Raw genomic sequence first — 26168 nt, 5'->3', positions numbered from 1 at the left:
GGCGGTGGGGGGCGCAGACCGGTCCACAGGTCCGGGCTGCGCCCCTGCCAGCCGATAGCCAGCCGCGACCCTTAAAAGCGCAGACCCTGGTGCGGCAGCGAAGCCTTTTGCCCCCCGGGCGATCAGATCCCGCGGATAATATCGCGGTCCTGCAGCAGCGCCTGGGTGAGGTAGTCGACCAGCAGCCGCACCCGTTTCACCCGGCGCAGGTCAGCATGCAACAACACCCAGGTGGAGCGGCTGAGATCGGCACTGCTGCCGGGCATTTGCTGTAATTCGGGGAAATGGGTCAGTGCCCAGAGTGGCAGGAAGGACATGCCGCCGCCCTGGCGCACCAGGTGCAGGTGCATTTCCGGGTCGGCCACGGTGTGGCGCACACGGGCTTTGGCAAAGGGCGAGGCGTCCACCCAGCGCTGCAGTTCCGGCACCGGGCCATAGCCGATCCAGTTCAGCCCCTCGCCCTGTTTGCCGGCTTTTTCCGCGTGACGCTGCACATAGTCGCGGCTGGCCAGGATGCCGATCGGCAGGGCGAACAGTTTGCGCGCCACCACGTCTTCCGTAATTTCAGCCGCATGGCGGATGGAGATGTCGGTTTCCAGCCCGGTTATGCTTTCGATGTCAAAGGTCAGGCGGATTTCAAGTTCGATCTCCGGATAGAGCGCGGCGAACCGCGCCAGCACCGGCGCCAGCAGGTGATGCCCGGTCATCGGGTCCAGCGAGATGCGGATCAGGCCTGAGGCTTCACGGTCCAGCCCCTGCACGCCATTGCGCCCTCGGGTCAGCAGTTTTTCCGCCGCCAGCAAGTCTGGCAGCAGCGCTTCGCCGGCGGGGGTCAGCTCAAGCCCTTTGCGTGAACGGCGGAACAGTTGCACGCTGTAGCTCGTTTCCAACGCTTCCAGGTGGCGGCGCACGGTGGCATGGGTGGCATTGAGCTGTTCGGCGGCACCGCGCAGGCTGCCGCTGCGGGCAACCGCGAGGAAATAGGGGATCTGGGTCCAGTCCATCATCTTGTTTGGGTCCAAGTTTTTGCTGTGGTTTGTATCTGGACCATGTTGCGCCCTGATCGGGAGTAAACAAGCTAAAAATGAACCACGCGCAAAATACCTCCAGCGCCCTGTTAAATGGCTGACAGGGGGCGTGATTGGGCGAGAACCTGTGGCGTGGGCCGGGTCCCGGGGCCTGTGGTCGCGGCGAGCACAGGTGACGGCGACGGGTGACAGCGGCGGATGGCTGTTTTAGGCTGAATACATCAATATGGGAGGACGTGATGAAAATCATCTGGCTTGGCCATTCCGGCTTTCGCATTGAGATCGGCAATCAGGTGTTGCTGGTGGATCCCTGGCTCAGCGGCAATCCGATGTTTCCCGAAACACAGCGCGCAGAGGCCATTGCCGGTGCCACTCATATTCTGGTGAGCCACGCCCATGGCGATCATTCCGGTGATGCGCTGGTGCTTGCCCGCGAGCTGGATGTGCCTTTGGTGGGCATCTATGATCTGATGAGCTGGTGGGAGGCCAGTGAGGGTGTTTTGGCCATCGGCTTTAACAAAGGCGGCACTGTGGCACTTGGCGATGTGTCGGTGACCATGGTGAACGCGGTGCATTCCAATTCCCTGCCGGGGCCGGATGGCGCACCTGTCTGTGCCGGCTCAGAGGCCGGGTTCATGATCAAAGGCGCGGGCCATGTGATTTATTTTAGCGGCGACACCGATGTGATGGCGGATATGCAGATATTTGCCGACCTGCACGCGCCCGATATCGGCATCCTGTGCGCCGGCGGCCATTTCACTATGGACATGAAACGCGCCGCTTATGCGGCAAAACGGTTTTTCGACTTCGCCACCGTGATCCCCTGTCATTACCGCACATTCCCATTGCTGGAGCAGAGCGCCGCAGTGTTGGTGGCGGCTTTGCCGGGGGTGAATGTGATCGAACCCGAGGTGCTGCAGGCGATTGAGATCTGAGCCAGGTCGGTCCCGTGTCGCCCGCCGGAGCGGTGTCTAGTCGAGATCCAGGCTGCGTTGAAAACGGTTGCCGGCGCCGGGCAGGCGGGTGAAGCCCTGTGCCAGATAGATGTGCTGCGCGGTAATATTCTCCGGATGCGTGCTGACGGTCATGTAGCTGCAGCCGCGCGCCCGGGCCATTTTTTCAGCGGCCTTGACCAGATGGCTGCCCACCCCCTGACCCCGCATCCCGTCGCGGACAAACAGGTGGTGCAGATCAATGCCACGCAGGCCCAGTTGCAGCTGGATCCGGGGGCAGAGTGCGGCATAGCCAGCGAGCGAGGTGCCTGTGCCTGTGTCGACGCACGCGCCTGAGACGGGGGGTGTGCCCGCGTTGGAGGCTGTGGCTGTGCCGGGGCCGGTACCCGGGATCTGTTCCGCGACAATGACGGAGATCCATTTGTCGGGACCAAAGATTAGCGCGCGCAACTGTTCCAGCGTCAGTTCCGGCGTGTCGTGGTGATGGCGTGCCAGCAGGCAGACCATGTCCAGCAACTGTGGCAGGTCTGCCGTACGGGCGTTTCTTGTGACTGTATCCACCGCGATATCCGGGCGCATTCCGATCGCACCGGCAGGGGTGGTTGCTTGGGCTGTGCTCATGTCCTGGCTCCTGTGGTTTCGCCGCAGAGCGCAGATAAAAATACCGCCCTGAGGCGGCATGTTGCTGTTCAATAGTCAGCTGCCGCGCCTATGAGGAACGGGGGTAATAATAGAAATTGGATCTTGAATGGGTTGTCATAGCCTGAACCTGGACGGCCTTGGGGTCTCTGTCAACCGCGGCGCGGGGGCTGAACACAGTGATCGAACGATGCGGCGCAGAGCGCTGATGCAGAGCGCAGGCGATGCGGCCACGGTGCGGAGACACCGGGGCGCGCAGTAAGACCCACTTATTTGCCGCGCCAGATCCAGCCACCGCCAAAGATGCGGCTGCTGTCATTGTCATAGAACACGCAGGCCTGGCCGGGGCTGACACCTTCTTCGGCGACCACCAGTTCAATCTCGGCTTCGGTGGCTGAGATCGGCCGGATGACGGCATCACGTGGTGGCCGGGTCGAGCGCACCCGCACGCCGACATGCCATTCTTCGCGACTGTTGAAGGGCTCATCGCCCAGCCAGTTGATTTCGCGTACCGCAATGGTGCGGGTGGCCAGCAATGACTTGGGACCGACGATGACCTGGCGTTTGTCCACATCCAGACGCACGACATACAGCGGGTCGGCAAGACCACCGATGCCAAGGCCACGCCGCTGGCCGATGGTGTAATGCAACACCCCATTGTGCTGGGCCAGCACCTTGCCTTCGGTGTCGACAATATCGCCGGGCTCCGCCGCACCGGGCCGCAGTTTTTCAATCACCGAGGCGTAATTGCCGTTCGGCACGAAACAAATATCCTGGCTGTCGGGTTTATCAGCGACCGAGAGTCCATATTTTGCCGCCAATGCGCGGGTTTCCGCTTTGCTGGCCAGATGACCCAGAGGGAATCGCAGATATTCCAGCTGATCCGGCTTGGTCGAGAACAAGAAATAGCTCTGATCGCGATTCGCATCCGTAGCGGAATGAAGTTCCGGCCCGTTGGCGCCCATTTTGCGCTGAATATAATGACCGGTGGCCATGCAATCGGCGTCAAGATCTTTGGCGGTTTGCAGCAGATCCTTGAATTTCACCCGCTCATTGCAGCGAATGCAGGGCACAGGCGTGGCGCCGGCCAGATAGCTGTCGGCAAATTCATCGATCACGGCGTCCTGGAAAATGTTTTCATAATCAAGAACATAGTGGGGGAAACCCATCTCTTCAGCCACCCGGCGCGCGTCATGAATGTCACGACCAGCACAGCAGGCGCCCTTTTTGGCCAGTGCCGCCCCATGGTCATAGAGCTGCAGGGTGACGCCAATAACATCATAGCCTTGTTCGGCCAGTTGCGCCGCCACCACCGAGCTGTCGACACCACCGGACATGGCCACGACGACCCGCGTTTCGGCGGGAGACTTGGGAAAACCAAGCGAATTCAGCGGGTGTGTTTTGCCGTCCAAAGCCATTTTGGCGCCTTTCGTAGAAGAAGTCTGACGGAATATAGGAAAAGTCTAACTACTCTCAAGGGCTGGTTTCATTTCTGATTAAGTATCTTGCCTCAAATTTAGTACCAATACGACTGAGGGTGAGACTATGTATTTGAAAAAAGTGGACGGGCCGCGTGCGGTCACGCTGCCGGATGGCAGTATTATGACCCGGGCAGACCTGCCTCCGGCTGAAACGCGGCGCTGGGTGGCGTCACGCAAAGCGGCGGTGGTGAAAGGCGTGGTGTACGGGTTGATTCCCCTGGCTGAGGCGCTGGAGACCTATGGGTTGTCAGACGAAGAGTACGATGGCTGGCAAAAAGCGGCGGAAAAACATGGCATTTCCGCGCTGAAAGCAACACTGGCACAAAAATTCCGTTAATTATTTGCCAGCGTTTACTATTCTTGCACTGCTGATAACGTGTCGTTAACCATTTCTGTGGAAAGTGGTAAACGAATGATGATGGAAGCAGTGGAGAATAATAATGCGCATTTTGCTGGTCGAGGACGATCCCACCACGGCGAAAAGCATCGAGCTGATGCTGACCCATGCCAATCTGAACGTTTACACAACGGATCTGGGCGAAGAGGGCATCGATCTTGCCAAGCTTTATGATTACGACCTGATCCTGCTGGATCTGGGTCTGCCGGACATGAACGGGCATGAGGTGCTGCGTCAGCTGCGCCTGGCCCGGGTCGACACACCGATCCTGATTCTGTCCGGTGACGACGACACCGACAGCAAAATCAAAGGGTTTGGTTTTGGCGCCGATGACTATCTGACCAAACCGTTCCACCGCGAAGAACTGGTGGCGCGTATCCACGCGATCATCCGCCGCTCCAAAGGTCACAGCCAGTCGATTATCCAGACCGGCCGCATCGGGGTAAACCTGGATGCCAAAACCGTTTCTGTCGCTGGCAAGTCAGTGCATCTGACCGGCAAAGAGTACCAGATGCTGGAACTCCTGAGCCTGCGCAAGGGCACCACGCTGACCAAGGAAATGTTCCTCAACCATCTCTATGGCGGCATGGATGAACCCGAGCTGAAAATCATCGACGTGTTCATTTGTAAACTGCGCAAAAAACTGTCCAACGCGACAGATGGCGACAATTACATCGAAACAGTCTGGGGCCGGGGCTACGTTTTGCGTGATCCGGAACCCGTAGAGGATGATCAGAAAATCGCCGTTGGCGCCTGATCTGAACCGATAAGAAAGGTAGCAGCACTGCGGCTTGCCCCCTGGTGCTGTGTGAACCTTCGCGGAGATTGCTCCGCTTCCATTTTGCACGATATCTGGACCTTCCTTGCGCTGCCCTGTTTTGGGGCCAGCCGGGGGAGGTTTTTTTCGTCTCCGGCCGTGAAGTGTTACGCCCAGGCCCGCTGCGGTCTCCCAGCGTGTTCATTTCACCACCAGGGCGGGGCGTGCGATGGCAGGCGGGCCTGTCACCCCGTGTGCTGGCGGGCAAGGCCTGTTCAATGCGGAGCGCCGCTGAACGCCCACCGACACTTAAACGCGCTGCATCCGCAGCTCATCACCGCAGCAGGGGGGCAGCCTGCTACGGCGGGCATTGCGGACTGACGAGTTTGCGGACCTGGTGGCTGATTTCACAGCTTGTGGCTGACCGGAGCCCAGGTTGGCGATACGCCGGTCACGCGCCTGGTCTGGCAAGCAGCTCTGCGGCGGTTCAGGGCGGAACGCGACTGGTGGCGTGCCTGGTTGCCTGCCGGCAGGCGGGGGACCAGGATGGCGCCTGGACCGGCGCCTGCAGTTTGGGCTGCGGGCGGGGCGGGGCTGTGGTGGAAAGCGCTGCACCCGGTTGGGAAATTGGCTTTTATGGGCCGGGGCGATCCTGTAGGGGTTTGACCAATTGCCCGGAGACAGGAAAGATGGTTTTTCTTCCCCCCAGGGACCAATGGATGAGGCCTTTCATGTCTGACACCCCACATGTGCAAATTGTGACCCCTGACAATCTGAGCGAGGATCAGGCGCGCGGTGAACTGGCACGGCTGGCGCTTCTGCTGGGTGCGGCCAACATCGCTTATCACCGCGAGGATACTCCTGAGATCAGTGACGCTGACTATGACGCGGCCAAACGGCGCAACGCGGCGATTGAAGCGCGGTTTCCGGATCTGAAGCTGGCCGACAGCGCCAGTGATCAAGTCGGCGCGCCGGCAAAAGACGGTTTTTCAAAGGTCAGCCATGCGGTGCGTATGCTGTCGCTGTCCAATGCCTTTGAAGACGAGGATGTCGCCGGGTTTGAAGCCCAGGTGCGCAAGTTCCTCGGCGCGCCAGGCAAAATCCTTTTTACGGCTGAGCCCAAGATTGACGGGCTGTCGCTGTCCTTGCGCTATGAAAACGGCGTGCTGGTGCAGGCGGCGACCCGGGGTGACGGCGAGGTGGGGGAAAACGTCACCGCCAATGCGCGCACTATTGCCGATATTCCACAGCAGATCAGTGGGGCACCTGAAGTGCTTGAGGTCCGCGGCGAGGTCTATATGAGCCACGCGGATTTTGCGGCGTTGAACACCCGTCAGGCGGCGCGCGGCGGCAAGGAATTCGCCAATCCGCGCAACGCGGCGGCGGGCTCGCTGCGCCAGCTCGATGCGGAGATCACAAGGGCGCGGCCACTTAAGTTCTTTGCTTATGCCTGGGGAGAGTTGTCGACGCCATTGGCGGACACCCAGATGGGGGCGATGAACCGGCTCACCGGGTTTGGTTTTGCCGTGAACCCGCTGACAAAACTGTGTCAGGGGCGCGACGAGCTGATCAGCCATTACCGCAACATTGAGGTGCAGCGCGCCAGCCTGGGCTATGACATCGACGGGGTGGTTTATAAGGTTGATAACCTTGAGCTTCAGCACCGGCTGGGGTTTCGTTCCACTACGCCGCGTTGGGCGATTGCGCATAAATTCCCTGCAGAACTGGCCTGGACCCGGCTGAACGCGATCGACATTCAGGTCGGGCGCACCGGGGCTTTGTCGCCGGTGGCGCGGCTGGATCCGGTGACGGTGGGCGGTGTGGTGGTGTCCAACGCGACGCTGCACAATGAAGACTATATTGCCGGGCGCGATGGCAAGGGCGACGAGATCCGCGGTGGCAAAGACATCCGCGTCGGCGACTGGGTGCAGGTCTATCGCGCCGGCGATGTGATCCCGAAAATCGCCGATGTGGATCTGTCCAAACGCCCGGCAGAGGCGGTGCCCTTTGTCTTTCCACAGGGCTGTCCGCAGTGTCAGTCCGCCACCCTGCGTGAAGAGGGGGATTCGGTGCGCCGTTGCACCGGCGGCATGATCTGCCCGGCACAAGTGGTGGAAAGGCTGAAGCATTTTGTCTCGCGCGGGGCATTTGACATCGATGGGCTTGGCGCCAAACAGGTGGAAGCGTTTTATAAGGACGACATCCTGCCGGTGCGCGAGCCGGCCGATATCTTTAACCTGCGCGCGCGGGACCTGGCGCTGTTGGAGCAGTTGAAAAACCGTGCGGCTGGCGATGGTGCGCTGATCTCAGGACGGCTGAAGACGCGCGATGGCTGGGGTGAAAAATCCGCTGCCAGCTTGTTTAACGCTATTGATGAAAAACGCAGCATCCCGCTGCACCGGGTGATTTTCGCGCTGGGTATCCGCCATGTGGGTGACAATTCCTCAGCACTTCTGGCCAGTCACTATGTGTCCTGGACGGCGTTTGAAGCGGCGATGAGCACGGCCAGCCTCAATGAGGGCGCGGCCTGGGAGGATCTGATGTCGATTGACGGGGTGGGCGCGGTGATGGCGACCTCGGTGATCATGGCGTTCCAACAAGACGGCGAGCGGGCGATGATCGACCGGCTTATCGCGCAATTGCAGGTGCAGGACGCCGAGCAGCGCGACACCGAGGGCAGCCCGGTGGCCGGAAAGGTGGTGGTGTTCACCGGCACGCTGGAGAAAATGACCCGGGCCGAAGCCAAAGCGCGGGCGGAAAGTCTGGGCGCAAAAGTCGCCGGATCGGTGTCACGCAAGACCGATATTCTGGTGGCGGGGCCGGGCGCGGGCTCCAAGGCGAAAAAGGCCGCCGATCTGGGGGTGGAAACGCTTGACGAGGACGGCTGGCTGGCCTTGATTGAGGGGCTATGAGCCAGAGACCGACGCAACGTTTCCCGCTGTTGGCCGGACTCGAGACCCTGCCGGGTGTCGGGCCGAAAACCGCGAAGAATTTCACCCAGATGGCGGTGGAAAAGCCGCGTGACCTGTTGTTCACGCTGCCCCATTCGGTGGTTGACCGGCGCCAGAAAACATCCGTTCTTGAGGTGGTGCCAGGCGATATTGGCACCATTGCGGTGACCGTGGCGCGCCATCAGCGCCCGTCGCGCCGCGGTCTGCCGTATCGGGTGTATGTGGAAGACGCGCAGACCACGTTTCAGCTGGTATTTTTCCGCGGATCCGACGAGTGGTATGAAAAACAGCTGCCACTTGGGGCGCAGCGGGTGGTCTCGGGCAAAGTCGAGATCTTTGACGGGGTGGCGCAGATCGCCCATCCCGATCACATCCTGACCCCGGAAGAAGCCGGTGATCTTGAAGGGTTTGAGCCGGTCTATCCGCTGACCTCTGGTATCACCCAGAAAGTGGTGGCCAAGGCGGTGCAGGGCGCGATGAGCCGGTTGCCCGATCTGGAGGAATGGATTGACCCCGGGCAGCGGGCGAAAGAATCCTGGCCCACGATGGCCGAGGCACTGAAGGCGGCGCATGCGCCGGTCAGTGCCGGCGAGATTGCACCGGAGGCGCCGGCGCGTCAGCGGCTGGCCTATGACGAGTTGTTTTCGCATCAAATCACCCTGGCGCTGGCCCGCGCTGCACAGCGGAAAAGCAAGGGTATCATTTCAGGTGGTGATGGAGCTTTGCGCTCTAAGGTGTTGTCAGAGTTAAGTTTCCGACCAACTGGCGCCCAGATGCGTTCCATTGATGAGATTGCCGCGGATATGGGGAATCCGGTGCGGATGAACCGGTTGCTGCAGGGCGATGTTGGCTCCGGCAAGACGCTGGTGGCACTGATGGCGCTGCTGGTGGCGGTGGAGGCCGGCGGTCAGGGCGTGATGATGGCGCCCACCGGCATCCTGGCTCAACAGCATCTGGCCGGGCTGCGGCCCTTGGCGGAAAGCGCCGGGGTGGTGCTGGAAATTCTCACCGGGCGCGACAAGGGGCGCGAACGGGCGGCCAAGCTTGAGGCGCTTAAGCGGGGCGATATCCAGATCCTGGTTGGCACCCACGCGGTGTTTCAGAAGGATGTGGAGTTCCACAATCTGCGCCTGTCGGTGATTGATGAGCAACACCGCTTTGGCGTGGCGCAGCGGATGGAGCTTGGTGCCAAGGGCGTGGCGGTGGATGTGCTGGTGATGACAGCGACGCCGATCCCGCGCTCGCTGTCGCTGGCGCAATATGGCGATATGGATATTTCGGTGCTGGATGAAAAGCCGCCGGGGCGCACGCCGGTGAAAACCGCACTGGTGTCGGCCGGACGCATGGAAGAGGTGGTGGCACATCTGCGCACGGCGGTTGCTGAGGGGCGCCAGGCCTATTGGGTCTGCCCACTGGTGGAAGAAAGCGAAACTGTGGACATGACCGCGGCGAGTGAGCGGTTCAAACATCTGCGCGCCGCTTTGGGAGAAGGGGTTGTTGGCCTCGTGCACGGGCAGATGCCGCCCAAAGACAAAGACGCGGCGATGGCGCGTTTTGTTGCCGGCGAGACATCAGTGCTGGTGGCGACCACGGTGATTGAAGTTGGGGTCGATGTGGCCAATGCCTCGATCATGGTGATTGAACAGGCCGAAAAATTTGGCCTGGCGCAATTGCACCAGTTACGCGGGCGGGTCGGGCGCGGCGCGGCGGCTTCAACCTGTCTGTTGATGTTTTCCCCCGACCTGACTGAAAACGGCCGCCGCAGGCTTGAAATTCTGCGCGAAACTGAGGACGGGTTCCGGATCTCGGAAGAGGATCTGCGCATGCGCGGCGCCGGCGATGTCATTGGCACCGCCCAGTCCGGGCTGCCGCGGTTTCGTGTCGCCGATCTGGAACGCCAAACCGCACTGATGGCCGTGGCGCAGTCGGATGCCCGCAAATTGCTGCATGATGATCCGGCGTTAACAAGTGCGCGCGGCAAGGCGGCGCGGCAGTTGCTGTGGCTGATGGAGCAGGATAAGGCAATTCGTTTAATTTCAGTGGGTTAGCACCTTGGTGCGCATTTTGTTCACAAATGTTCTCATAAAGTTCTTTACAGGTGGGGGTGCAAAGTGGAACAAAGGGGCAACAAGACATTAACCAACTGAAAGGCAGCTAAGATGATCCGAGATATCAAAACCGTGTTGCACCGGTCCCAGGCAACCCTGGTACTGGACCTGGCGGGCGCTGCGGCGCTGGCTGTCATGTTGGTTGCTGCCTTGCTTATCCCGGCTCTGGTGTAGTCCCACACCGGTACCGGCTTCTGCCTGCGGCCTGTAACGCGCACTGATTTACCCAATGATCACTGTTCGCATGACCTGTCCCACGGGGGGGAAACCATTTCTGCCGCCCCGTCGTCAACAGGACCGCCACTTCCGCCGCCATCCTTACGGATGTGCGGCGGCTTTTTTTTGTTTTTGATTTTTTGTTGATTTGGCGGGATGAGTTCCGCCTGAGGCGAAGAGCACCGTTCCGTAAATCCATGGCACTATTGTGCGGCCATAAGTTAATTCTCAGCAGTGTCAGCCCGGCGGTGACCAGACAGCGGTGCGCGGCCTGTTGCTGCGGGCTATCAGAGAAAGAGGTGGCGTGCCTCCGGCTGGAACAGGTCAGTGCAACCGCGGCAGTCACCGCGTATAATTTGAACCCTGGCACGGCGCTCAGGCGGGCTGTTCCAGCAGTTCCAGCGCTTCTACAGAGGCCTCAAGCGCCAGCAGGATAGAGGCGTGGCGGTTCTTATACTCGCGTGCTGGTACCAGCACGTCCAGCCCGTCAAACGGCGCATCGGGCGCCGGGCCACCGTCTTTGAGCATCGATTTCAGTTGATCCCGGGCGCTGCGGACCTGATCCGCGGTGCTGCCGAGAATGGCACTGCCAACCACAGAGGCGGCGGCCTGGCCTAACGCGCAGGCTTTGACGTCCTGGCCAAAGCCGCTGATTTTACCACCGGTCACATCGATATCGACAGTCACGGTCGAGCCACAGAGCGGGGCGCGGCGTTTGACGCTGGCCTGGGGCGCGGTGAGACGCTCCGTCAGCGGGATATCAGCGGCCAGAGCCAGGATGCGGCTGGAATAAAGAGAAATAAGGTCGGCGTTGCTCATGGCGGGATCCTGGTGTGGTCGGCAGTGGGGCCAGTCCGTGCTGGCGGGAAGGTTTGGCAGGGCGCACCGGCAGGGCTTGCTGGCAGGGCCGCTGCTGTCATAGATAGGGCAGGAATACAGATATGAAAAGGAGTTCCCCATGGGTTTTGATGTCACATCTCTGAAGTTTGACGACCGGGGTCTGTTGCCGGCGATCGCCCAGGACGCAGACAGCGGCGAGGTGCTGATGCTGGCCTGGATGAATGCGGAGGCGGTGGAGCGCACCCTGGCGAGTGGCCGGGTGACCTATTGGTCGCGCTCGCGCCAGTCCTTCTGGGTCAAGGGCGAGAGCTCGGGCCATGTGCAGGAACTGGTGGAGCTGCGTTTTGACTGTGACCGTGACTGTGTACTGGTGCAGGTGCGCCAGCATGGTCCCGCCTGCCACACCCTGCGGCGCAGCTGTTTTTACACCGCGGTGCAGGCGGGGGATGAGGTTGAGTTGATGGCGCCGGAACCGGGGTGATCTGGCGGGCTGAACGGCTGTCATGACCTGACAGGGCGGTGCCGGCAGCCAGATGTCTGCGGCGCATGCAGCGGTGAGCTCATGGAATGGCCTGGCGGCCATGCTCTTTTTTTTCGCGGTGCCTCACGGCCAGGGGACGTAACGATCTGATGTAGCGACTGCGTTGACGTCGTAAAACAACAACAGGTTTTAAAGAGAACAGCAAAAAACTGCTCAGGGCTCACCACAGCAGCAACGCAGCCGCCCGTCACCCGCCAGCCCCGACAGGCGGCGCGGCGCGGTCAAGTTAAATGACGGTGTCCACACGGCGTGCCGCGCGGAGCCTCCGCAATTTGCCTTGAGCGCTGTGCTTTGCCTGTCTTTCGGGGCCTGCGACGGGCGGCTCCGCAGCAGCAGTTTCGGCGGACGGTCACGCGGCGCATGGGCTGGTTGGACCCGGTGGCGCGATTGTGGCTCAGAGTCCGACCATCTGGCGGATATCGGCCGGGCTGGCGCCCTCGCTGCGGTATTTGGCAATGGCGCGGGCATCATCGCGTTTGGCCAGCCGCTTGCCAGTCTCGTCCCGGATCAGCCGGTGGTGGTGATACAGAGGCACGGGCAAGCCGAGCAGCTGTTGCAGCAGCACATGGATACGGGTGGCGTCAAACAGGTCCTGGCCGCGCACCACGTGGCTGATGTCCTGGGCAGCGTCATCCAGAACCACAGCAAGGTGGTAGCTGGTGCCCATGTCACGCCGCGCCAGCACGATGTCCCCGACGCTGTCGCAGTAGTGTTGCGCTGTGGTGGTGATGGTGCCGGTCTCACCAGACGGCCCCTGGCCGGATTCGATGAAGATGCGCGTGCCGGCGAGCTCTGCCGCACGTTTCATATTCAGGCGCAGGGTGGTGTCTGTGGGAGGTATTGTCTGACTGTTGCGCTGGGGATCGCGGTCGCTATGGCCACCCGGGCGGCAAGTGCCGGGATAGATCAGCCCGTCGGGGCCGTGCAGGGGGACGTTTTGCGGATATGTGCCTTCCTGCGGCGCGCTGCTGGCGGCGGCGATGTCCTTGCGGGAGCAGTTGCAGGGGTAGAGCAGGCCCTGCGCCCAAAGCCGGTCCAGCGCTGCCTGGTAGCGCGCCATCTGATCTGACTGGCGCGGCACATCCCCGTCCCAGCTGAGGCCGAGCCAGTGCAGGTCGTCATAAATCTGCGCCTCCCAGGCTGGGCGGGCGCGGCTTTGATCGATGTCTTCAATGCGCAGCAGAAACGCGCCGCCCGCCGCCCGCGCCATGTCATGGGCCAACAGCGCTGAGAAGGCATGGCCCAGGTGCAGTGGCCCGGTCGGGGATGGGGCGAAACGGCTGCGCATCAGGTCTCAGCCCTGCGCCAGCCAGCTGGTCCATTCTTCTTTGGCACGGTCAGTATAGGCTTTGTAGCGGTCCTTGCGGCCGCGCCGTCCCGATTTCAGCCCGTCAACCGGGTGAAACAGGCCGAAATTGACATTCATCGGTTGGAAGGTTTTGGCCTCGGCGCCGCCGGTGATGTGGTGCACCAGCGCGCCCATCGCGGTATTGGCCGGGACGGTGTTAAGCGGTGTGCCAAGGATTTCAGCTGCGGCGAGACGGCCGGCGAGCAGACCCATGGCGGCGCTTTCCACATAACCTTCAACACCGGTGATCTGACCGGCAAAACGGATATGGGGCTGTGATTTCAGCCGCATCTGATTGTCCAGCAGGGTGGGCGAATTCAGGAATGTGTTGCGGTGGATGCCGCCGAGCCGCGCGAAAGAGGCGTTTTGCAGCCCGGGGATCATTTTCAGCACTTCGGTCTGGGCGCCGTATTTCATCTTGGTCTGAAAACCAACGATGTTGTAGAGCGTGCCCAGTTGGTTGTCGCGGCGCAGTTGCACCACGGCGTAGGCTTTGTTCTCGGGCTCGTGCGCATTGGTCAGACCCACCGGTTTCATCGGGCCAAAACGAAGCGTTTCGCGGCCGCGCTCCGCCATCACTTCAATCGGCAGGCAGCCGTCGAAATAACCGGCCGTTTCATTCTCGTGGAACTCGGTTTTTTCCGCTGCCAGCAGCGCGTCGATAAAGGCCTCATACTGGTCTTTGGTCATAGGGCAGTTGAGATAGGCTTTTTGCTCTTCTTCGGTCGCGCCCTTGTCGTAACGCGACTGCATCCAGGCCACATCCATATCGATGCTTTCGGCATAGACGATCGGGGCGATGGCATCAAAAAACGCCAGCGCATCGGCGCCGGTTTCCTTGCGGATCGCTTCGCCCAGCCCGGCAGATGTCAGCGGGCCGGTGGCGATGATCCAGTGGCCCTCAGTGGGAAGTTCAGTGATTTCACCGTATTGCACGGTGACATTGGGGTGGGCCAGCAGGCGGTCTGTCACGCCCTGGGCAAAAGCGTCGCGGTCCACCGCCAGCGCGCCACCAGCGGGAAGCTTGTGTACCCCAGCCATTTCCATGATCAGACCACCGGCCTGGCGCATTTCCCAGTGCAACAGCCCCACAGCGTTCTGCTCATCATCGTCTGAGCGGAAGGAGTTGGAGCAGACCATTTCGGCCAGATTGCCGGTCTGGTGCGCAAAGGTTTCCACCTGGGGGCGCATTTCGTGCAGCACCACCTGGATGCCAAGTTCGGCGGCTTGCCAGGCTGCTTCAGCCCCGGCCATGCCACCACCAATGATATTGAGCGTTTGTGTCATGAGGGGGATGTAGCCCTGCGCGGCGGTAAATGCAAAGGGTTCTGCGATGGGAGTGGCGGGCGCCTGCGTGCCCCGGGCAAGAGGGGGTGCGCCACAACAAAACTTCTGTCTGTTCTGCGCCCGATGTCGCGGGCTGGCCGGATCCTGCCGGGCTGCCTCCAGTGGGGCATTGGGCGGGAGTATGTCCGGTTTGATGCAGGCAAGTTTTGCTGCCCTGTGGCGCACCCAGGCCCGTTACCGGTGGAGACAGAGCGGCGCCGGAGACCCCGTCCTGACCACACTGGCCGGGCTGATCTGCACGTTATGACGCAAATTTTAGCGGTTAGGAATATGTTAAGTATCCAATTGGTTAACACGTAAACTTAATCTAAAATAGTAGAAAACCTGGGCCTGCAGGCGAAGATGATATTGTGTTGAGCGCTTGGCAGGTTGCGCCTGATCGGGTGTGAATACTGCCGGCCTGCTGGTCGCGGACGCTGCCAGGCGGACGCTGCCAGGCGGGCGCTGCCAGGCGGGCGCCGGATGACCTTCCCGTCGGGTCTGCCATGGCAGTGAATTTCTGAGACGGCGCCTTGGCGGTGCTGAGGTGCGCGCGAGGCACTGAGCTGATGCCCGTCGGGCCCGAATTGCGGCGTTCATTGCGCCTGTATGGTATCGGCGGGGTTTTCAGCCTGTGCCGCCAGCCGCGTTGCTATATTGCAAAAGATCCCAGGGCGCGCCGTGCAGGTCTTCAAAAACGGCAACAATACCATAGGGTTCAAAGCGGGGCTTCTCGCGGAAGGTCACACCACTGGCCAGCATATGTTTGTGCATGGCGTCAAAATCATCGGTTTCCAGGAAAAATCCGACGCGGCCGCCGTGTTGATTGCCGATGGCGGCACGTTGTGTGTCCGTGGTGGCGCGGCCGATCAATATTGCGTGGCTTGCGTCCGGATGCGGCGCCATGCGCACCCAGCGTTTTCCGCCGCCTTTGTCGGTATCTTCCAGCAGATGAAAGCGCAGTGCATGTTGGAACCACTCAATAGTGGGATCATACTCATCCGTCATAAAGGTGATTAAAGACAAAGCGTTGTGCATCGAAGTTCACCTGATGAAATCAGTATACCTGCCCACCGGACCTGTTGGCGTTCAGATGAAAATCAGCCCGCCGCAGATAGACTGCAGCGGGCCGGGATGTTCAGCTGTCAGCCGGTTCAGCCGGGCCGCCCGTGTCGGGGGCTGTTTCCGCAGCAGTCTCGGTGACGACCACCGCATCGGCGATGATTTCGTCATCCTCACCTTGCTCGGCAATCCAGGCAACGGAGACAACGACTTCGTTTTTGCCAGTGTCAAAGACCTTAACGCCGCCGGCAGAACGCGACCGGAAGGAGATGCCTTTGACCGGGCAGCGGATCGACTGGCCTTTGGACGTGGCCAGCATGATCTGGTCTTCCAGCGCCACCGGGAAGGAGGCGACCAGCGCACCGCCGCGCATGGCTTTGTCCATCGCCGCAACACCCATGCCACCACGACCGCGCACAGGATAGCCGTGGCTGGAGCTGAGTTTGCCGGTGCCGGATGCGGAAATGGTCAGGATCAGGTCTTCGGCGGCCTGCATTTCTTCAAAGCGCTCCGGGCTGATATTGCCGGTTGCCGCTTCGTCTTCGTCGCCATTGTCGCTTTCATCGGCACCGGCCAGCTGGCGGCGCATTTTGAGATAGGCGATGCGCTCATCTGAATCGGCTTCAAAGTGACGGATCACCGACATGGAAACCACCTCGTCTTTGCCGGTCAGTCTGATGCCACGCACCCCGACCGAACTGCGGCTGTTAAAGACGCGCACCTCAGTGGACGGGAAACGAATGGCGCGGCCCGATGCGGTGACCAGCATCACATCGTCCTCAGGGGTACAGATGCGGGCGTTGATCAGACGGGTGCCAGCGTGATCATCCTCAAACTTCATTGCGATTTTGCCGTTGCGCATCACATTGGTGAAGTCTGACAAGCGGTTACGGCGCACAGTTCCAGCGGACGTCGCAAAGACAATCTGCAGATCGCCCCAGTCTTTGTCCGGTGCATCCACCGGCATGATGGCGGCGACAGACACCCCGGGCGGGATCGGCAGAATGTTAACAATGGCTTTGCCCTTGGCGGTACGACCGCCCTGAGGCAGGCGCCAGGTCTTGAGTTTGTAGACCATGCCGTCGGTGGTAAAGAACAACAGCTGGGTGTGGGTATTGGCCACAAACAGGTTGGTGACCACGTCTTCTTCTTTGGTCTGCATGCCGCCGACACCTTTGCCGCCGCGCCGTTGGGCGCGGAAATCAGCAAGCGGGGTGCGTTTGATGTAACCACCAGAGGTGACGGTGACGACCATGTCTTCCTGTTCAATCAGGTCTTCGTCATCCATGTCACCGGACCAGTCAACAATCTGGGTGCGGCGTGGCACTGCAAAAGCGGCGCGAATTTCAGTCAGCTCATTGGTGATAATCGCCATGATGCGGGCACGGGAGCCGAGAATATCCAGGTAGTCGCGGATTTTTGCGGCCAGTTCCTGCAGCTCGTCGGTGACCTCTTTCACACCCATGGCGGTCAGGCGCTGCAACCGCAGCTCCAGAATCGCCCGGGCCTGAATTTCCGACAGGTAATAGGTGCCGTCGTCATTCATTTTATGGGTCGGGTCATCAATCAGGCGGATATATTCTTCAATGTCCTGGGCAGGCCAACGACGGGTCATCAGTTTAGCGCGCGCTTCGGCCGGATCCGCAGATGCGCGGATGGTGGCAACGATTTCATCCACGTTGCTGACGGCGACCGCCAGGCCACAAAGGATATGGCTGCGTTCACGCGCTTTGCGCAGTTCAAACGCGGTACGACGTGCGACAATTTCCTCGCGGAAGATGATGAAGTTGCTGAGAAAATCACTCAGAGTCAGCTGCTGCGGCCGGCCGCCGTTCAGCGCCAGCATGTTACAACCGAAATAAGTCTGCATCGGCGAGAAGCGGAACAGCTGGTTCAGCACCACTTCGGGTGTCGCGTCGCGTTTCAGCTCGATCACCACCCGCACACCGTTGCGGTCAGATTCATCCTGTACGTGAGAGATGCCTTCGACGCGTTTGTCGCGCACCAGTTCAGCGATCTTTTCGATCATGCTGGCTTTGTTCACCTGGTAGGGGATTTCATCGATGACGATGGCGTAGCGGTCTTTGCGGATCTCTTCGACGCGGGTTTTGGAACGCACGATGACCGAACCACGGCCCTCAAGATAAGCTTTGCGCGCGCCGGCACGGCCCAGAATAATACCCCCGGTGGGGAAATCAGGTGCCGGGATGATTTCCATCAGCTCTTCGATGGACATGTCCGGATTGTCGATCATCGCCAGCGTGGCGTCGATCACTTCGCCCAGGTTGTGGGGCGGGATATTGGTGGCCATGCCGACCGCAATACCGCCGGCGCCATTGACCAGCATGTTGGGATAGCGCGCCGGCAGCACCGTCGGTTCGCGGTCCTTGCCGTCGTAGTTGTCCTGGAAATCGACAGTGTCTTTTTCGATATCGGCCAGCAGCGAGGCGGCGGGTTTGTCCATGCGCACTTCGGTATAGCGCATAGCAGCCGCATTATCGCCGTCCATGGAGCCAAAGTTGCCCTGGCCGTCGAGCAGCGGCAGCGACATCGAAAACGGCTGTGCCATGCGCACCAGCGCGTCATAGATCGCGGAATCGCCGTGCGGGTGGTATTTACCCATAGTGTCGCCGACTGAACGCGCCGATTTACGATAGGATTTATCGTGGGTATTGCCGCTTTCATGCATCGCATAAAGGATACGCCGGTGCACCGGTTTCAGCCCGTCCCGCAGGTCCGGGATCGCCCGGCTGACAATCACCGACATCGCATAGTCGAGATAAGAGGTTTTCATCTCGGAGACGATGGAGACCTGTGGGCCATCATGCACGGCACGCTCAGGGGTGTTTTCGTCCGGAGAGTCAGGGGTCTGTGGTGTATCGTTCACGTGTGTCGCCGATGCTGTCTGTGCCGTCTGTATCTTGTTGCGCTGACCCTAACAGATGCAGGATATGGGGCGCAATGGCTGGTATCCGGCTTTGTGTCCCCAGGCTGGCCTGCGACATAAAAAGCGGCATTTCAGCCGCGTTTTGCCGGGGATTTCACGCCTGAAACGGGCGCAGGTGTCGCGCTCAGGCCGGCACCGGACCGCGGCGTGCTGCCAGCAGCCAGAGCAGGGCGAAAAGAAAGGCCCCCAGCGCATTATAACTGGCCATCGAGAGGCCGAGCAGCTGCCAGGCGACCTGGTCACACATCACAATTGCCGGCGCGCGGTCAAAGGACAGCAGGTCATTGCCGGACAGCGATCCAAGCCCGGGACCGGACCCGGTGCAGGAGCTGGGCCCGGGCCAGAAGCCGCGCTCAATACCAGTGTGATAGAGGCCCAGCCCGCCGGTGATCAGCGCCAGCGCCGCGCCGGAATACATCAGAATACGCAGCGGCCAGAGCAGCGCGATCCCCCCCAGCACAATTGCGCCGGCATGGGGCCAGCGTTGCCAGAGGCAGAGTTTGCAGGGGGCGTAGCCCAGCGCCTGAAAGACAAAAGCCCCGGCCAGCAAGACAAAGGAGCCACCTGCGGCCAGCAGGATCAGGTTGCGTTGATTGTTCAGCAGGGCGGTCAGAGTCATATCAGTTTCACCAGAGCAAAAGCGCCGACGAGCATCACCATCAGCAGGGTAAAGAGAAAACCAAGCCGGCGCTCGATAAAGTCCCGGATCGGCGTGCCGAATTTCCACAGCAATACGGCGACAAGAAAGAAACGCGCGGCGCGGGCCACGACGGAGGCCAGCACGAACACCGGCAGCGACAGGCCAGTAGACCCTGACAGGATGGTGATGACCTTATAGGGGAACGGTGTCACCCCGGCGATCAGCACCGCCCAGGCGCCCCAAGCGTTGTATTTGGCGGCAAAGTCTTCGAAATAGGCGTCCTTGCCATAAAACTCCAGCACCGGCCGGCCCACGGATTCAAACAGGCCATAGCCGATGTAATAGCCCAGCAAGCCGCCCAGCACCGAAGCAAGCGTGGCGACAGCGGCGATCAGAAAGGCTTTGTTTGGCCGCGCGATGATCATTGGGATCATCAGGATGTCCGGCGGGATCGGAAATACCGAGCTTTCGACAAACGCGACAAAGGCCAGCGCCCAGAGCGCGTGGCGGCTTTGTGCCAGCGAAAACGTCCAGTCGTATAGTTTACGGATCATCCGGTCTGCCCTGTGAATTGCCTTCACCCCATAGGCCACGCGCGCAGGGCGCGGTCAAGTGATCTGTAAGGACCGGGCAATATGCAGGGCAGGGCACAGGCGCATTTTCTGGCCTGGCAGCGGGACGCGACGGGCGGCGGCGCTGTTGCGGCCCCCGTTGCTGCTCTGCAAACAGGCATAAACATGTCGGCAGAACATGGCTTTTCTCACCTGGCCGGGTATGCCTGCACCCGGGTGCAAAATTAGTTCTGGCTTGAGGCGCCAGGCACTTGCACGTGCCGCAGGAGACGTATATCTAGCCGGTAAGTTGTTCCGGGTCCGGTCGCATAAGGTGCGGCACAGGTGGTCTGGCGACAATGCCGCTGTGGTGGAATGGTAGACACGAGAGATTCAAAATCTCTTGCTTCACGGCGTGCCGGTTCGAGTCCGGCCAGCGGTACCAGAATCTCTTAAAAGTTGAATACTATGGTTGCGGGCTTCGATTCCGCAGCGATTTTTCGTGCAAAAACATCAAAATCACGTTTCGAAATTGGCGATGTCACGTTATTGGGCGCAACGGCGCGCCGCGAATTGTTTACCAATGTTTCCCCATACGGCGGTTCTGTGTTAAGTCTGTATCGGAGAAACAATTTGCCGGAGAAACACCGGAGAAACACCGCAATCTAATCGGAGTATATTATTTGAGGAGATTATGATGTCATTTACTGAAGTAATTTTACGCGGCCTCGAACCTAAAACCAAACGCTATATGCTCGCGGACAGCCACGGACTATCAATCGAGGTCATGCCCTCGGGCAACAAGGTCTGGAAAATGTCCTACCGGTACAAAGGGAAGCAGCGCAAAGCCACCCTGGGGCATTTTCCGGAAACCAAGCTCAAGAAAGCCCGCGAGATGCGCGACAGCGCGAAACTGAAACTGGCGAAGGGCGTAGACCCGTTCCGGAAGGCCAGCGGAAAACCAGTGCGGACTGAGGCAGAACTGCTCGGGCCCGAGCCCGGCGCCACCTGGCGCGAGGTCTGTGAAGAGTATCTGCACAAACGCAAGATTGAAGGCGCCCAGGCGATCACCGTGAAAAAGATCACACACTACCTTCGGAAGACGTGGCCGGCTATTGGCCGGAAACAGGTGGATACGATCATCGCCGCTGACTTGCTCGCCGTCTTGCGCGAAGAGGAAGCGAAAGAGCACTATGAAAGCGCGAGACGGATCAGGTCGTATGCGGGGATGGTTCTCCGCTACGCCATCGGGACCCAACGCGCAGAGCGGAACGTAGCAGCGGACCTTCGCGATGCGCTCATAACGCCAAAAGTGAAGCACCGGCCGGGCATCGTGGAAGCCGCGCAGATCGGGGGTCTTATGCGGTCCATAGACGGATATGGCGGACACGCCCAGGTCCGGGCCGCACTCTTGATCCAAGCGTATTGTTTCCTGCGCCCCGGAGAGACCCGAAAAGGGGAGTGGGACCATGTCGATTTTGAGCGTCGTCAATGGCGCATCCCGGCGAGTCGGATGAAAGGCGGCAGGCATGACCATATAGTCCCGCTGTCGAACCAGGCGCTGAAAGTGCTGGAGCGGCTCCGTCCCCACACAGACGACTCCCGCTTCATTTTCGCTCAGCTTCGTTCTAATGAACGTCCTCTCTCGGAGAACGGCATGAACGTTGCGCTCCTGAACATCGGCATCGCGCGCGACACCCATGTCCCGCACGGCTTTCGGACCACGGCGTCGACCAGCCTCAACGAGGCGGGTTGGAACTGGGACTGGATTGAGACGCAGCTTGCGCATGTCCACCGGAACGCGGTACGGGGGGCATACAACGCGGCGAAGTACCTCAAGCCCCGGCGGGTTATGATGCAAGCCTATGCCGACTGGCTGGACGCTCTGGCAGCCGGCGAGGACCTGGACGCGTCGGACCTGGCCCCGAGCGGGTCGGTGTGACCACATGAATTCGGAGATGTTGCACCTCTACACGCGCTTCACGAGCGTTCGTCCCAAACCGCTTCATCTAAGCGTAAAGCGAACGCATGCGGACGCCTACCCAAGACATCTTCCAGACCGTGAAACGCATCAAGGTGGGGCACAAAAATACTGCCGATGGACGTTTCGTGCACTTCGAATCAATAGACCAGCATCGTTGGCACATTACCTCAAGCGATAAGCAGTATTATTGTTCGTCATTGAACTCCAAATTGGATGCATTGGGAAGAGACCTTCAAGCCCCAAAAGAGTGATAAGGGCTTGAAAATATTTTCTTATCCCGACTATGAGGCTGTTGTCGCTTCTGCCATTGAAATACCCCAGCGGTTCCAGGCATTGATCGTTGCAATGAGCACAATCAATTGGGCCATCTCATTTTTATCAAAGAAGACTGCAGCTTTTTGATACGCGCTTTCAGGCAATCCATTAGAAGAGATATTCGTTACAAAATCAGCCATGTTTAAAGCTGCTCGCTCTTTATCGCTAAATAATTCACTTTGGTGCCAGCCGGTTACCGCAGAAATTTTTGCATCACCAACGCCTAGTTTTCGAGCCGCCTCGCTATGCATGCCAATGCAGAACTGACATCCGTTGACGATTGAAACTCGAATGCGAACCAATTCTTGCAAATCGGCGTCTGTTGTTGAACTGGCGAGATACTTTTCCAGACCAAACATTGCTTGGTAAGCTTCGGGTTGTTGTTGTTGGATATTGACGCGCGGCATATTCAGCCCCTTATTTTTGTGAAAGCAATTGAAGGTTCCACTTCACTATAAGGGTTTCAATTTTTGCATATACAGCCATAGTAGAACAACATAAATGCAATATTGGCATCAATCAAAGTGGTAAAAACTGAGATACAGGATCTGGAGATATTTGCTGCCGTGGTAAAGCACGGCAATTTCTCTAAAGCGGCGGAAGAACTGGGGATTGCGGCATCAGCGGTAAGCCGCAGTGTCAAAAAGTTGGAGGGAAACCTCAACGTAAAACTTTTCAACCGCACCACGCGCAAAATCAAACTAACCCAGGATGGTGAATGGTTATATCAACAGGTTCTGGAAATTATTCACAAGATCACCCATGTTGAAGGCCACTTGAGCAAGTCCCAGATACTTCCCCGTGGCACAATAAGAGTCGATGCCGCCACCCCGTTTATGTTGCACGCAATCGCCCCTGTTATCGCAGGCTTCAAAAAACAGTATGAGCACATTAAAATTGTTCTGACGTCGAGCGAATCCACTGTCGATTTGATTGACCGGAACGTGGACGTGGCTATTCGCATCGGTGATTTAGTTGACTCGACTCTGAAGGCAAGAAAGCTGGGCAACAGTTGCCGAAAAATATACGCCTCTCCAGATTACTTGAAATCCCGTGAAACAATAGCAGAGGTGCGGGACCTGGCTGGACATGCATGCCTGGGGTTCGCCAAACCGGAAAAACTAAATACCTGGCCAGTGGTTTGCGACAACGGTGAATGGCTCAAAATACAGCCCGAAATCATTGCTGATAGCGGAGAAACTCTGAAACAGCTGGCCGTACAAGGATGTGGGCTGGTGTGTATTTCATCTTTTACCGCTGAGCATGATGTTCGTTCGGGCAACTTGGTTTGTATTCTTGAAAAACACACACAACTCGTCCCTGTACCAATTTTTGCAGTATTTTATGCAGACAAACAAATAAACATTCGATTGCGGTGCTTTTTGGACTATTTAGCTGAACGCATTTGCTTCGACGTCTGAGATACGCCTCACTTTCGGGTCAGAATTTGGCTTAATTTGAGTTGCTTTGTTGCTCCAGCTAATCTGGCGTGATTGCTCTCCTTCAACGCAAATGGACTACGGTGGATGGCCTGTCGCTAAATACAGGATGAGACCTCAGGCGACCGTTGAACTGCGTCTTTGCACAGGCAGGCGATATACATCGTCAAGAATGACTTCATTTTCTGACACCGGCCTTGACCTTTGGTTTGGCTTCCCAAGCATGCAGGTGGAAGCCCTCAATTTTGAGGAAACGTTAAAGAGACGATCAGTAAAGAAGTTGTCCGCGCAACCCTCACTTACCCTGAGAATGTGCTGAGTTTTACAGCAATGTCAGCAGCGCGAAAGCTGCAGTGCTGCGGCAAGTTTGCAGCCGTGCAGCCGGAGTGGGCCCGCAAGTACTGGTAGGAGAAGGAGTGCCGGTCGGTAACGTCCCGCAATGCCGCCAATTAGGAAATCAAAATGCTGCGTGGTGAACAAACGGCCGGTTTTGACGGAACTATCCGCCGCATCGCATAGTCGGCTGAACGTCAACAAAGGGCTGTTAGTGACCGGGAAGGCAGAGGGAATTGGTCCGAATGCTGCACTAGGCACATTTCGTCAATAAGGGCGGAAAGCTGAACTCCGCTGCAGTCGCGAACTTAAAGGTGCATTTATCCGAAAGCAGACCTTCTTGCGGATCGCCCACATTAGCGTGAGGGGCTGTGATATGGGCGCGGCGCTGCAGCTCGGAGTCGCTCTTGGTATCGCGCCTCTGGCTATCGCCGAACTGCTGCCGCCCATCGAGGCCGTGATGTTGCGCGAGATCAATCATGCAGTGGCCAGAAAGCGTGGCTGAAAGGCGTCACTTCGTCTTTGGGAATAACGTAACGCCCGGAAGTCCTTTGAAATGCGCATCACAGGTCAGGATCGGTGCCCCTGCGCCGTGGCGAAGATCACTGCATCCGCTGTCGCCAGACGGTGGACGCGGCAGGCTTCAGCCTCCGCAAGTGCCGTCTCGGTATCATGTACCACTACGTCGCAGACCTGTATAAATGTGAATTCCGATAGCGCGCGATCAGCTTTAAATAGGAAGGGCAACCCGAGAGCCACCCTTCCTGTTCGCGTGAGTGGAGTTGGTTGATCAGAACTGACGCTCGAAGTTGAGTTGAAGGTCTGTGCGAGTACTGTCGCCCACTCGGTCTGCAGAGATGCGCATTTCGAGACGGCCAAAGCCATCCGCAGACGTTCCAACGAAACCAAACTCTGCACCACCGCCACATTGTTCGGTAGTGGTCGTTGCATCAATCCGCTCGCACACAAGACGGAGCGAAAAGCTGAACAGGGAGCGGCTGTCTGCGACACTCGCATCGTCGAGTGGGATACGGAACTCCGGGCGCAGCGTAACATTGGCAATGGACACATCGCCGGCAGCCAAGCTGAGATTGTTGTCCACCAAGCCATAGGCACGGCCAGTGAAGTCAACACCGCCAATCCAAGTCCGGCCATAAGTGAAGGCCAGCTCCGGCCAGAACTCGTATCCGTCCTGATCGAACACACCAGTTAGCGCAGCACCTGCGGTGGCCGTGCGGGTAGCGTAATCGCTTTCGAGCGCCAGGACGTCGTTGGCCATTTCCAGATTATTGCGGCCAGCACCGAACGACATGAAGCCGTCGATATAGAGGTTCTCGCGCAGTTCATGGACAGCATAGCTGCCAAAGGTTAGGCCCACGCGATCCTGATCGCCGTCAAAATCACCCGCGATATTGGAATGCGCCAATTCACCGCCGACGAAGGAGCCCAAAGTCAAGCTACTATTGGCCGTGTACTCCCACGCCATTCGTCCGGACACGGTGGCTGTGCTAGAGCCGGTGTCTCCGTCGATTTGTATGTCGAAGTCTCCAAAAAATAATCTGCGTGATGTTCCGTCGAAGCTTCCAGACAGCTCAAAGAAGCTGCCTCGCGTGCTGAAGGCGGTACCTTGCAGACTTGCAGTACCATTCACGTCGAACGGAATGTCATTGCGGCTTACAATACCTGCTCCATCTTCTGCCATTTGCCGCCGGATTTCAATAAAACGAGTACGAGCTTCTCTTACCATCCGCTGGTTTGCGCCTATGGTGGTATTCAAAGAACGCAACGTTTCACCCTCAATAATTTCTCTGATCTGCTCTTCATTTTTAGAAAATTCCGAGTCTGGGGTAGGAGCCGGCGGATTGACAGTGATGGTGACTGTGTCGACTTCGGAGCTGTTGTCCTTGTCGTCTGTGACCACCAGCGAGAAGGTCAGCGTCACCACGCCGTCATTTGCGCCCAGTGTTGGGGCTGTGAATGTGGGCTGAACTGCGGCGGCATTGGAGAGGGTGATGTCCACGCCGGAGCTGTCTGTCTGCGTCCACGCGTAGGTGAGTGTGTCGCCGGCGTCAGGGTCAGTTGAGCCATTGCCATCCAGGGTGACGGTTGCCGCCGAGGCCACATTGATCTGGGCGGGGCCGGCATCCGCCGTCGGCGCCGCGTTCGCCGGCGGATGGACCGTGATGGTGACGGTGTCGGCTTCAGAGCTGTTGCCGTTGTCGTCTGCGACCACCAGCGAGAAAGCCAGCGTCACCGCGCTGTCATTTGCGCCCAGTGTTGGGGCTGTGAATGTGGGCTGAACTGCGGCGGCA

At 59.1% G+C, this 26168-nt stretch carries 22 protein-coding genes and 1 tRNA gene; 11 read left to right on the top strand and 12 right to left on the bottom strand.

Annotated features, from left to right (window positions below; all coding sequences use genetic code 11):
* Positions 1-122 precede the first annotated feature (122 nt).
* The gene (locus tag DWA01_RS09860) at positions 123-1007 is read right to left on the bottom strand and encodes a LysR family transcriptional regulator (protein ID WP_114285676.1); all 885 of its coding nucleotides are present in this window, start codon (positions 1005-1007) and stop codon (positions 123-125) included.
* Positions 1008-1267: 260 nt separating this feature from the next.
* Here DWA01_RS09860 and DWA01_RS09855 point away from each other — a divergent pair, with 260 nt between their 5' ends.
* A complete protein-coding gene (locus DWA01_RS09855) occupies positions 1268-1963 on the top strand; it encodes a metal-dependent hydrolase (protein WP_114285675.1) in 696 nt (231 codons plus the stop codon).
* Between the two features lie 36 nt (positions 1964-1999).
* Here the strand turns inward: DWA01_RS09855 and DWA01_RS09850 are convergent, their stop codons facing one another.
* Together DWA01_RS09850 and mnmA are read right to left on the bottom strand one after the other, a co-directional pair.
* Positions 2000-2602 (bottom strand): GNAT family N-acetyltransferase, encoded by a 603-nt coding sequence (locus DWA01_RS09850; protein ID WP_160116004.1) that lies wholly within the window; start codon positions 2600-2602, stop codon positions 2000-2002.
* Between the two features lie 287 nt (positions 2603-2889).
* Positions 2890-4038 carry a tRNA 2-thiouridine(34) synthase MnmA gene (gene mnmA, locus DWA01_RS09845; protein ID WP_114285673.1) on the bottom strand — a complete coding sequence of 383 codons (1149 nt, stop codon included), beginning with the start codon at positions 4036-4038 and terminating at the stop codon, positions 2890-2892.
* A 127-nt stretch (positions 4039-4165) separates the two neighbouring features.
* Here mnmA and sciP point away from each other — a divergent pair, with 127 nt between their 5' ends.
* The 5 genes from sciP to DWA01_RS23850 all read left to right on the top strand — a co-directional run bounded on the left by sciP (position 4166) and on the right by DWA01_RS23850 (position 10488).
* A complete protein-coding gene (gene sciP / locus DWA01_RS09840) occupies positions 4166-4438 on the top strand; it encodes a CtrA inhibitor SciP (protein ID WP_114285672.1) in 273 nt (90 codons plus the stop codon).
* Between the two features lie 103 nt (positions 4439-4541).
* Positions 4542-5255 carry a response regulator transcription factor CtrA gene (gene ctrA / locus DWA01_RS09835; protein ID WP_114285671.1) on the top strand — a complete coding sequence of 238 codons (714 nt, stop codon included), beginning with the start codon at positions 4542-4544 and terminating at the stop codon, positions 5253-5255.
* A 731-nt stretch (positions 5256-5986) separates the two neighbouring features.
* Complete coding sequence (ligA, locus tag DWA01_RS09830) at positions 5987-8167, top strand: NAD-dependent DNA ligase LigA (protein ID WP_114285670.1); 2181 nt, start codon at positions 5987-5989, stop codon at positions 8165-8167.
* Positions 8164-10254: an ATP-dependent DNA helicase RecG gene (gene recG, locus DWA01_RS09825; protein ID WP_114285669.1), complete on the top strand. Its 2091-nt coding sequence runs from the start codon at positions 8164-8166 to the stop codon at positions 10252-10254. The genes ligA and recG overlap by 4 nt, the downstream gene beginning before the upstream one ends.
* Positions 10255-10365: 111 nt before the next feature.
* Positions 10366-10488, top strand: a complete 123-nt coding sequence (locus tag DWA01_RS23850) for a hypothetical protein (RefSeq protein ID WP_268807725.1) — start codon at positions 10366-10368, stop codon at positions 10486-10488.
* Positions 10489-10905: 417 nt separating this feature from the next.
* On the opposite strand, the gene DWA01_RS09820 is transcribed toward DWA01_RS23850, so the two are convergent.
* Positions 10906-11349, bottom strand: a complete 444-nt coding sequence (locus tag DWA01_RS09820; RefSeq protein WP_114285668.1) for an iron-sulfur cluster assembly scaffold protein — start codon at positions 11347-11349, stop codon at positions 10906-10908.
* A 139-nt stretch (positions 11350-11488) separates the two neighbouring features.
* Between DWA01_RS09820 and hisI the strand changes: the two genes are divergently transcribed.
* The gene (hisI, locus tag DWA01_RS09815; protein WP_114285667.1) at positions 11489-11851 is read left to right on the top strand and encodes a phosphoribosyl-AMP cyclohydrolase; all 363 of its coding nucleotides are present in this window, start codon (positions 11489-11491) and stop codon (positions 11849-11851) included.
* A 454-nt stretch (positions 11852-12305) separates the two neighbouring features.
* Here hisI and gluQRS read toward each other — a convergent pair whose 3' ends face one another.
* From gluQRS to DWA01_RS09785, 6 genes are all read right to left on the bottom strand, one after another.
* Positions 12306-13199 (bottom strand): tRNA glutamyl-Q(34) synthetase GluQRS, encoded by an 894-nt coding sequence (gene gluQRS / locus DWA01_RS09810; RefSeq protein WP_114285666.1) that lies wholly within the window; start codon positions 13197-13199, stop codon positions 12306-12308.
* Positions 13200-13205: 6 nt separating this feature from the next.
* Complete coding sequence (gene trmFO / locus DWA01_RS09805; RefSeq protein WP_114285665.1) at positions 13206-14546, bottom strand: methylenetetrahydrofolate--tRNA-(uracil(54)-C(5))-methyltransferase (FADH(2)-oxidizing) TrmFO; 1341 nt, start codon at positions 14544-14546, stop codon at positions 13206-13208.
* Positions 14547-15212: 666 nt separating this feature from the next.
* Positions 15213-15623: a VOC family protein gene (locus DWA01_RS09800; protein WP_114285664.1), complete on the bottom strand. Its 411-nt coding sequence runs from the start codon at positions 15621-15623 to the stop codon at positions 15213-15215.
* Between the two features lie 100 nt (positions 15624-15723).
* Positions 15724-18534: a DNA gyrase subunit A gene (gene gyrA / locus DWA01_RS09795; protein ID WP_114285663.1), complete on the bottom strand. Its 2811-nt coding sequence runs from the start codon at positions 18532-18534 to the stop codon at positions 15724-15726.
* A gap of 184 nt (positions 18535-18718) precedes the next feature.
* On the bottom strand, positions 18719-19213 hold the full coding sequence (locus DWA01_RS09790; protein ID WP_114285662.1) for a disulfide bond formation protein B: 495 nt from the start codon (positions 19211-19213) through the stop codon (positions 18719-18721).
* Entirely contained in the window at positions 19210-19788 is a 579-nt protein-coding gene (locus DWA01_RS09785) for a YqaA family protein (protein WP_114285661.1), read from the bottom strand. Before DWA01_RS09785 ends, DWA01_RS09790 begins: the two co-directional genes overlap by 4 nt.
* A 358-nt stretch (positions 19789-20146) precedes the next feature.
* Between DWA01_RS09785 and DWA01_RS09780 the strand changes: the two genes are divergently transcribed.
* A tRNA-Leu gene (locus DWA01_RS09780) sits at positions 20147-20230 on the top strand.
* 252 nt (positions 20231-20482) lie between these two features.
* Positions 20483-21727, top strand: a complete 1245-nt coding sequence (locus tag DWA01_RS09775; RefSeq protein ID WP_160116003.1) for a tyrosine-type recombinase/integrase — start codon at positions 20483-20485, stop codon at positions 21725-21727.
* 323 nt (positions 21728-22050) lie between these two features.
* Here the strand turns inward: DWA01_RS09775 and DWA01_RS09770 are convergent, their stop codons facing one another.
* Positions 22051-22491: a carboxymuconolactone decarboxylase family protein gene (locus DWA01_RS09770; RefSeq protein ID WP_114285659.1), complete on the bottom strand. Its 441-nt coding sequence runs from the start codon at positions 22489-22491 to the stop codon at positions 22051-22053.
* Positions 22492-22593: 102 nt separating this feature from the next.
* On the opposite strand from DWA01_RS09770, the gene DWA01_RS09765 reads away from it, so the two are divergent.
* Both DWA01_RS09765 and DWA01_RS23845 read left to right on the top strand, forming a co-directional pair.
* A complete protein-coding gene (locus DWA01_RS09765; protein WP_114285658.1) occupies positions 22594-23505 on the top strand; it encodes a LysR family transcriptional regulator in 912 nt (303 codons plus the stop codon).
* Between the two features lie 712 nt (positions 23506-24217).
* A complete protein-coding gene (locus DWA01_RS23845) occupies positions 24218-24361 on the top strand; it encodes a DUF7697 family protein (RefSeq protein WP_419186992.1) in 144 nt (47 codons plus the stop codon).
* Positions 24362-24646: 285 nt separating this feature from the next.
* Here the strand turns inward: DWA01_RS23845 and DWA01_RS23100 are convergent.
* The coding region (locus tag DWA01_RS23100) for a PKD domain-containing protein (RefSeq protein ID WP_200832543.1) at positions 24647-26168 on the bottom strand (1522 nt) is incomplete at its 5' end.

Source organism: Candidatus Halocynthiibacter alkanivorans, assembly GCF_003333265.1.
Classification (GTDB): Bacteria; Pseudomonadota; Alphaproteobacteria; order Rhodobacterales; family Rhodobacteraceae; genus Halocyntiibacter_A; species Halocyntiibacter_A alkanivorans.
The sequence above is the reverse complement of the archived record's forward strand: the minus strand, read 5'-3'. Positions and strand labels throughout refer to the sequence as shown.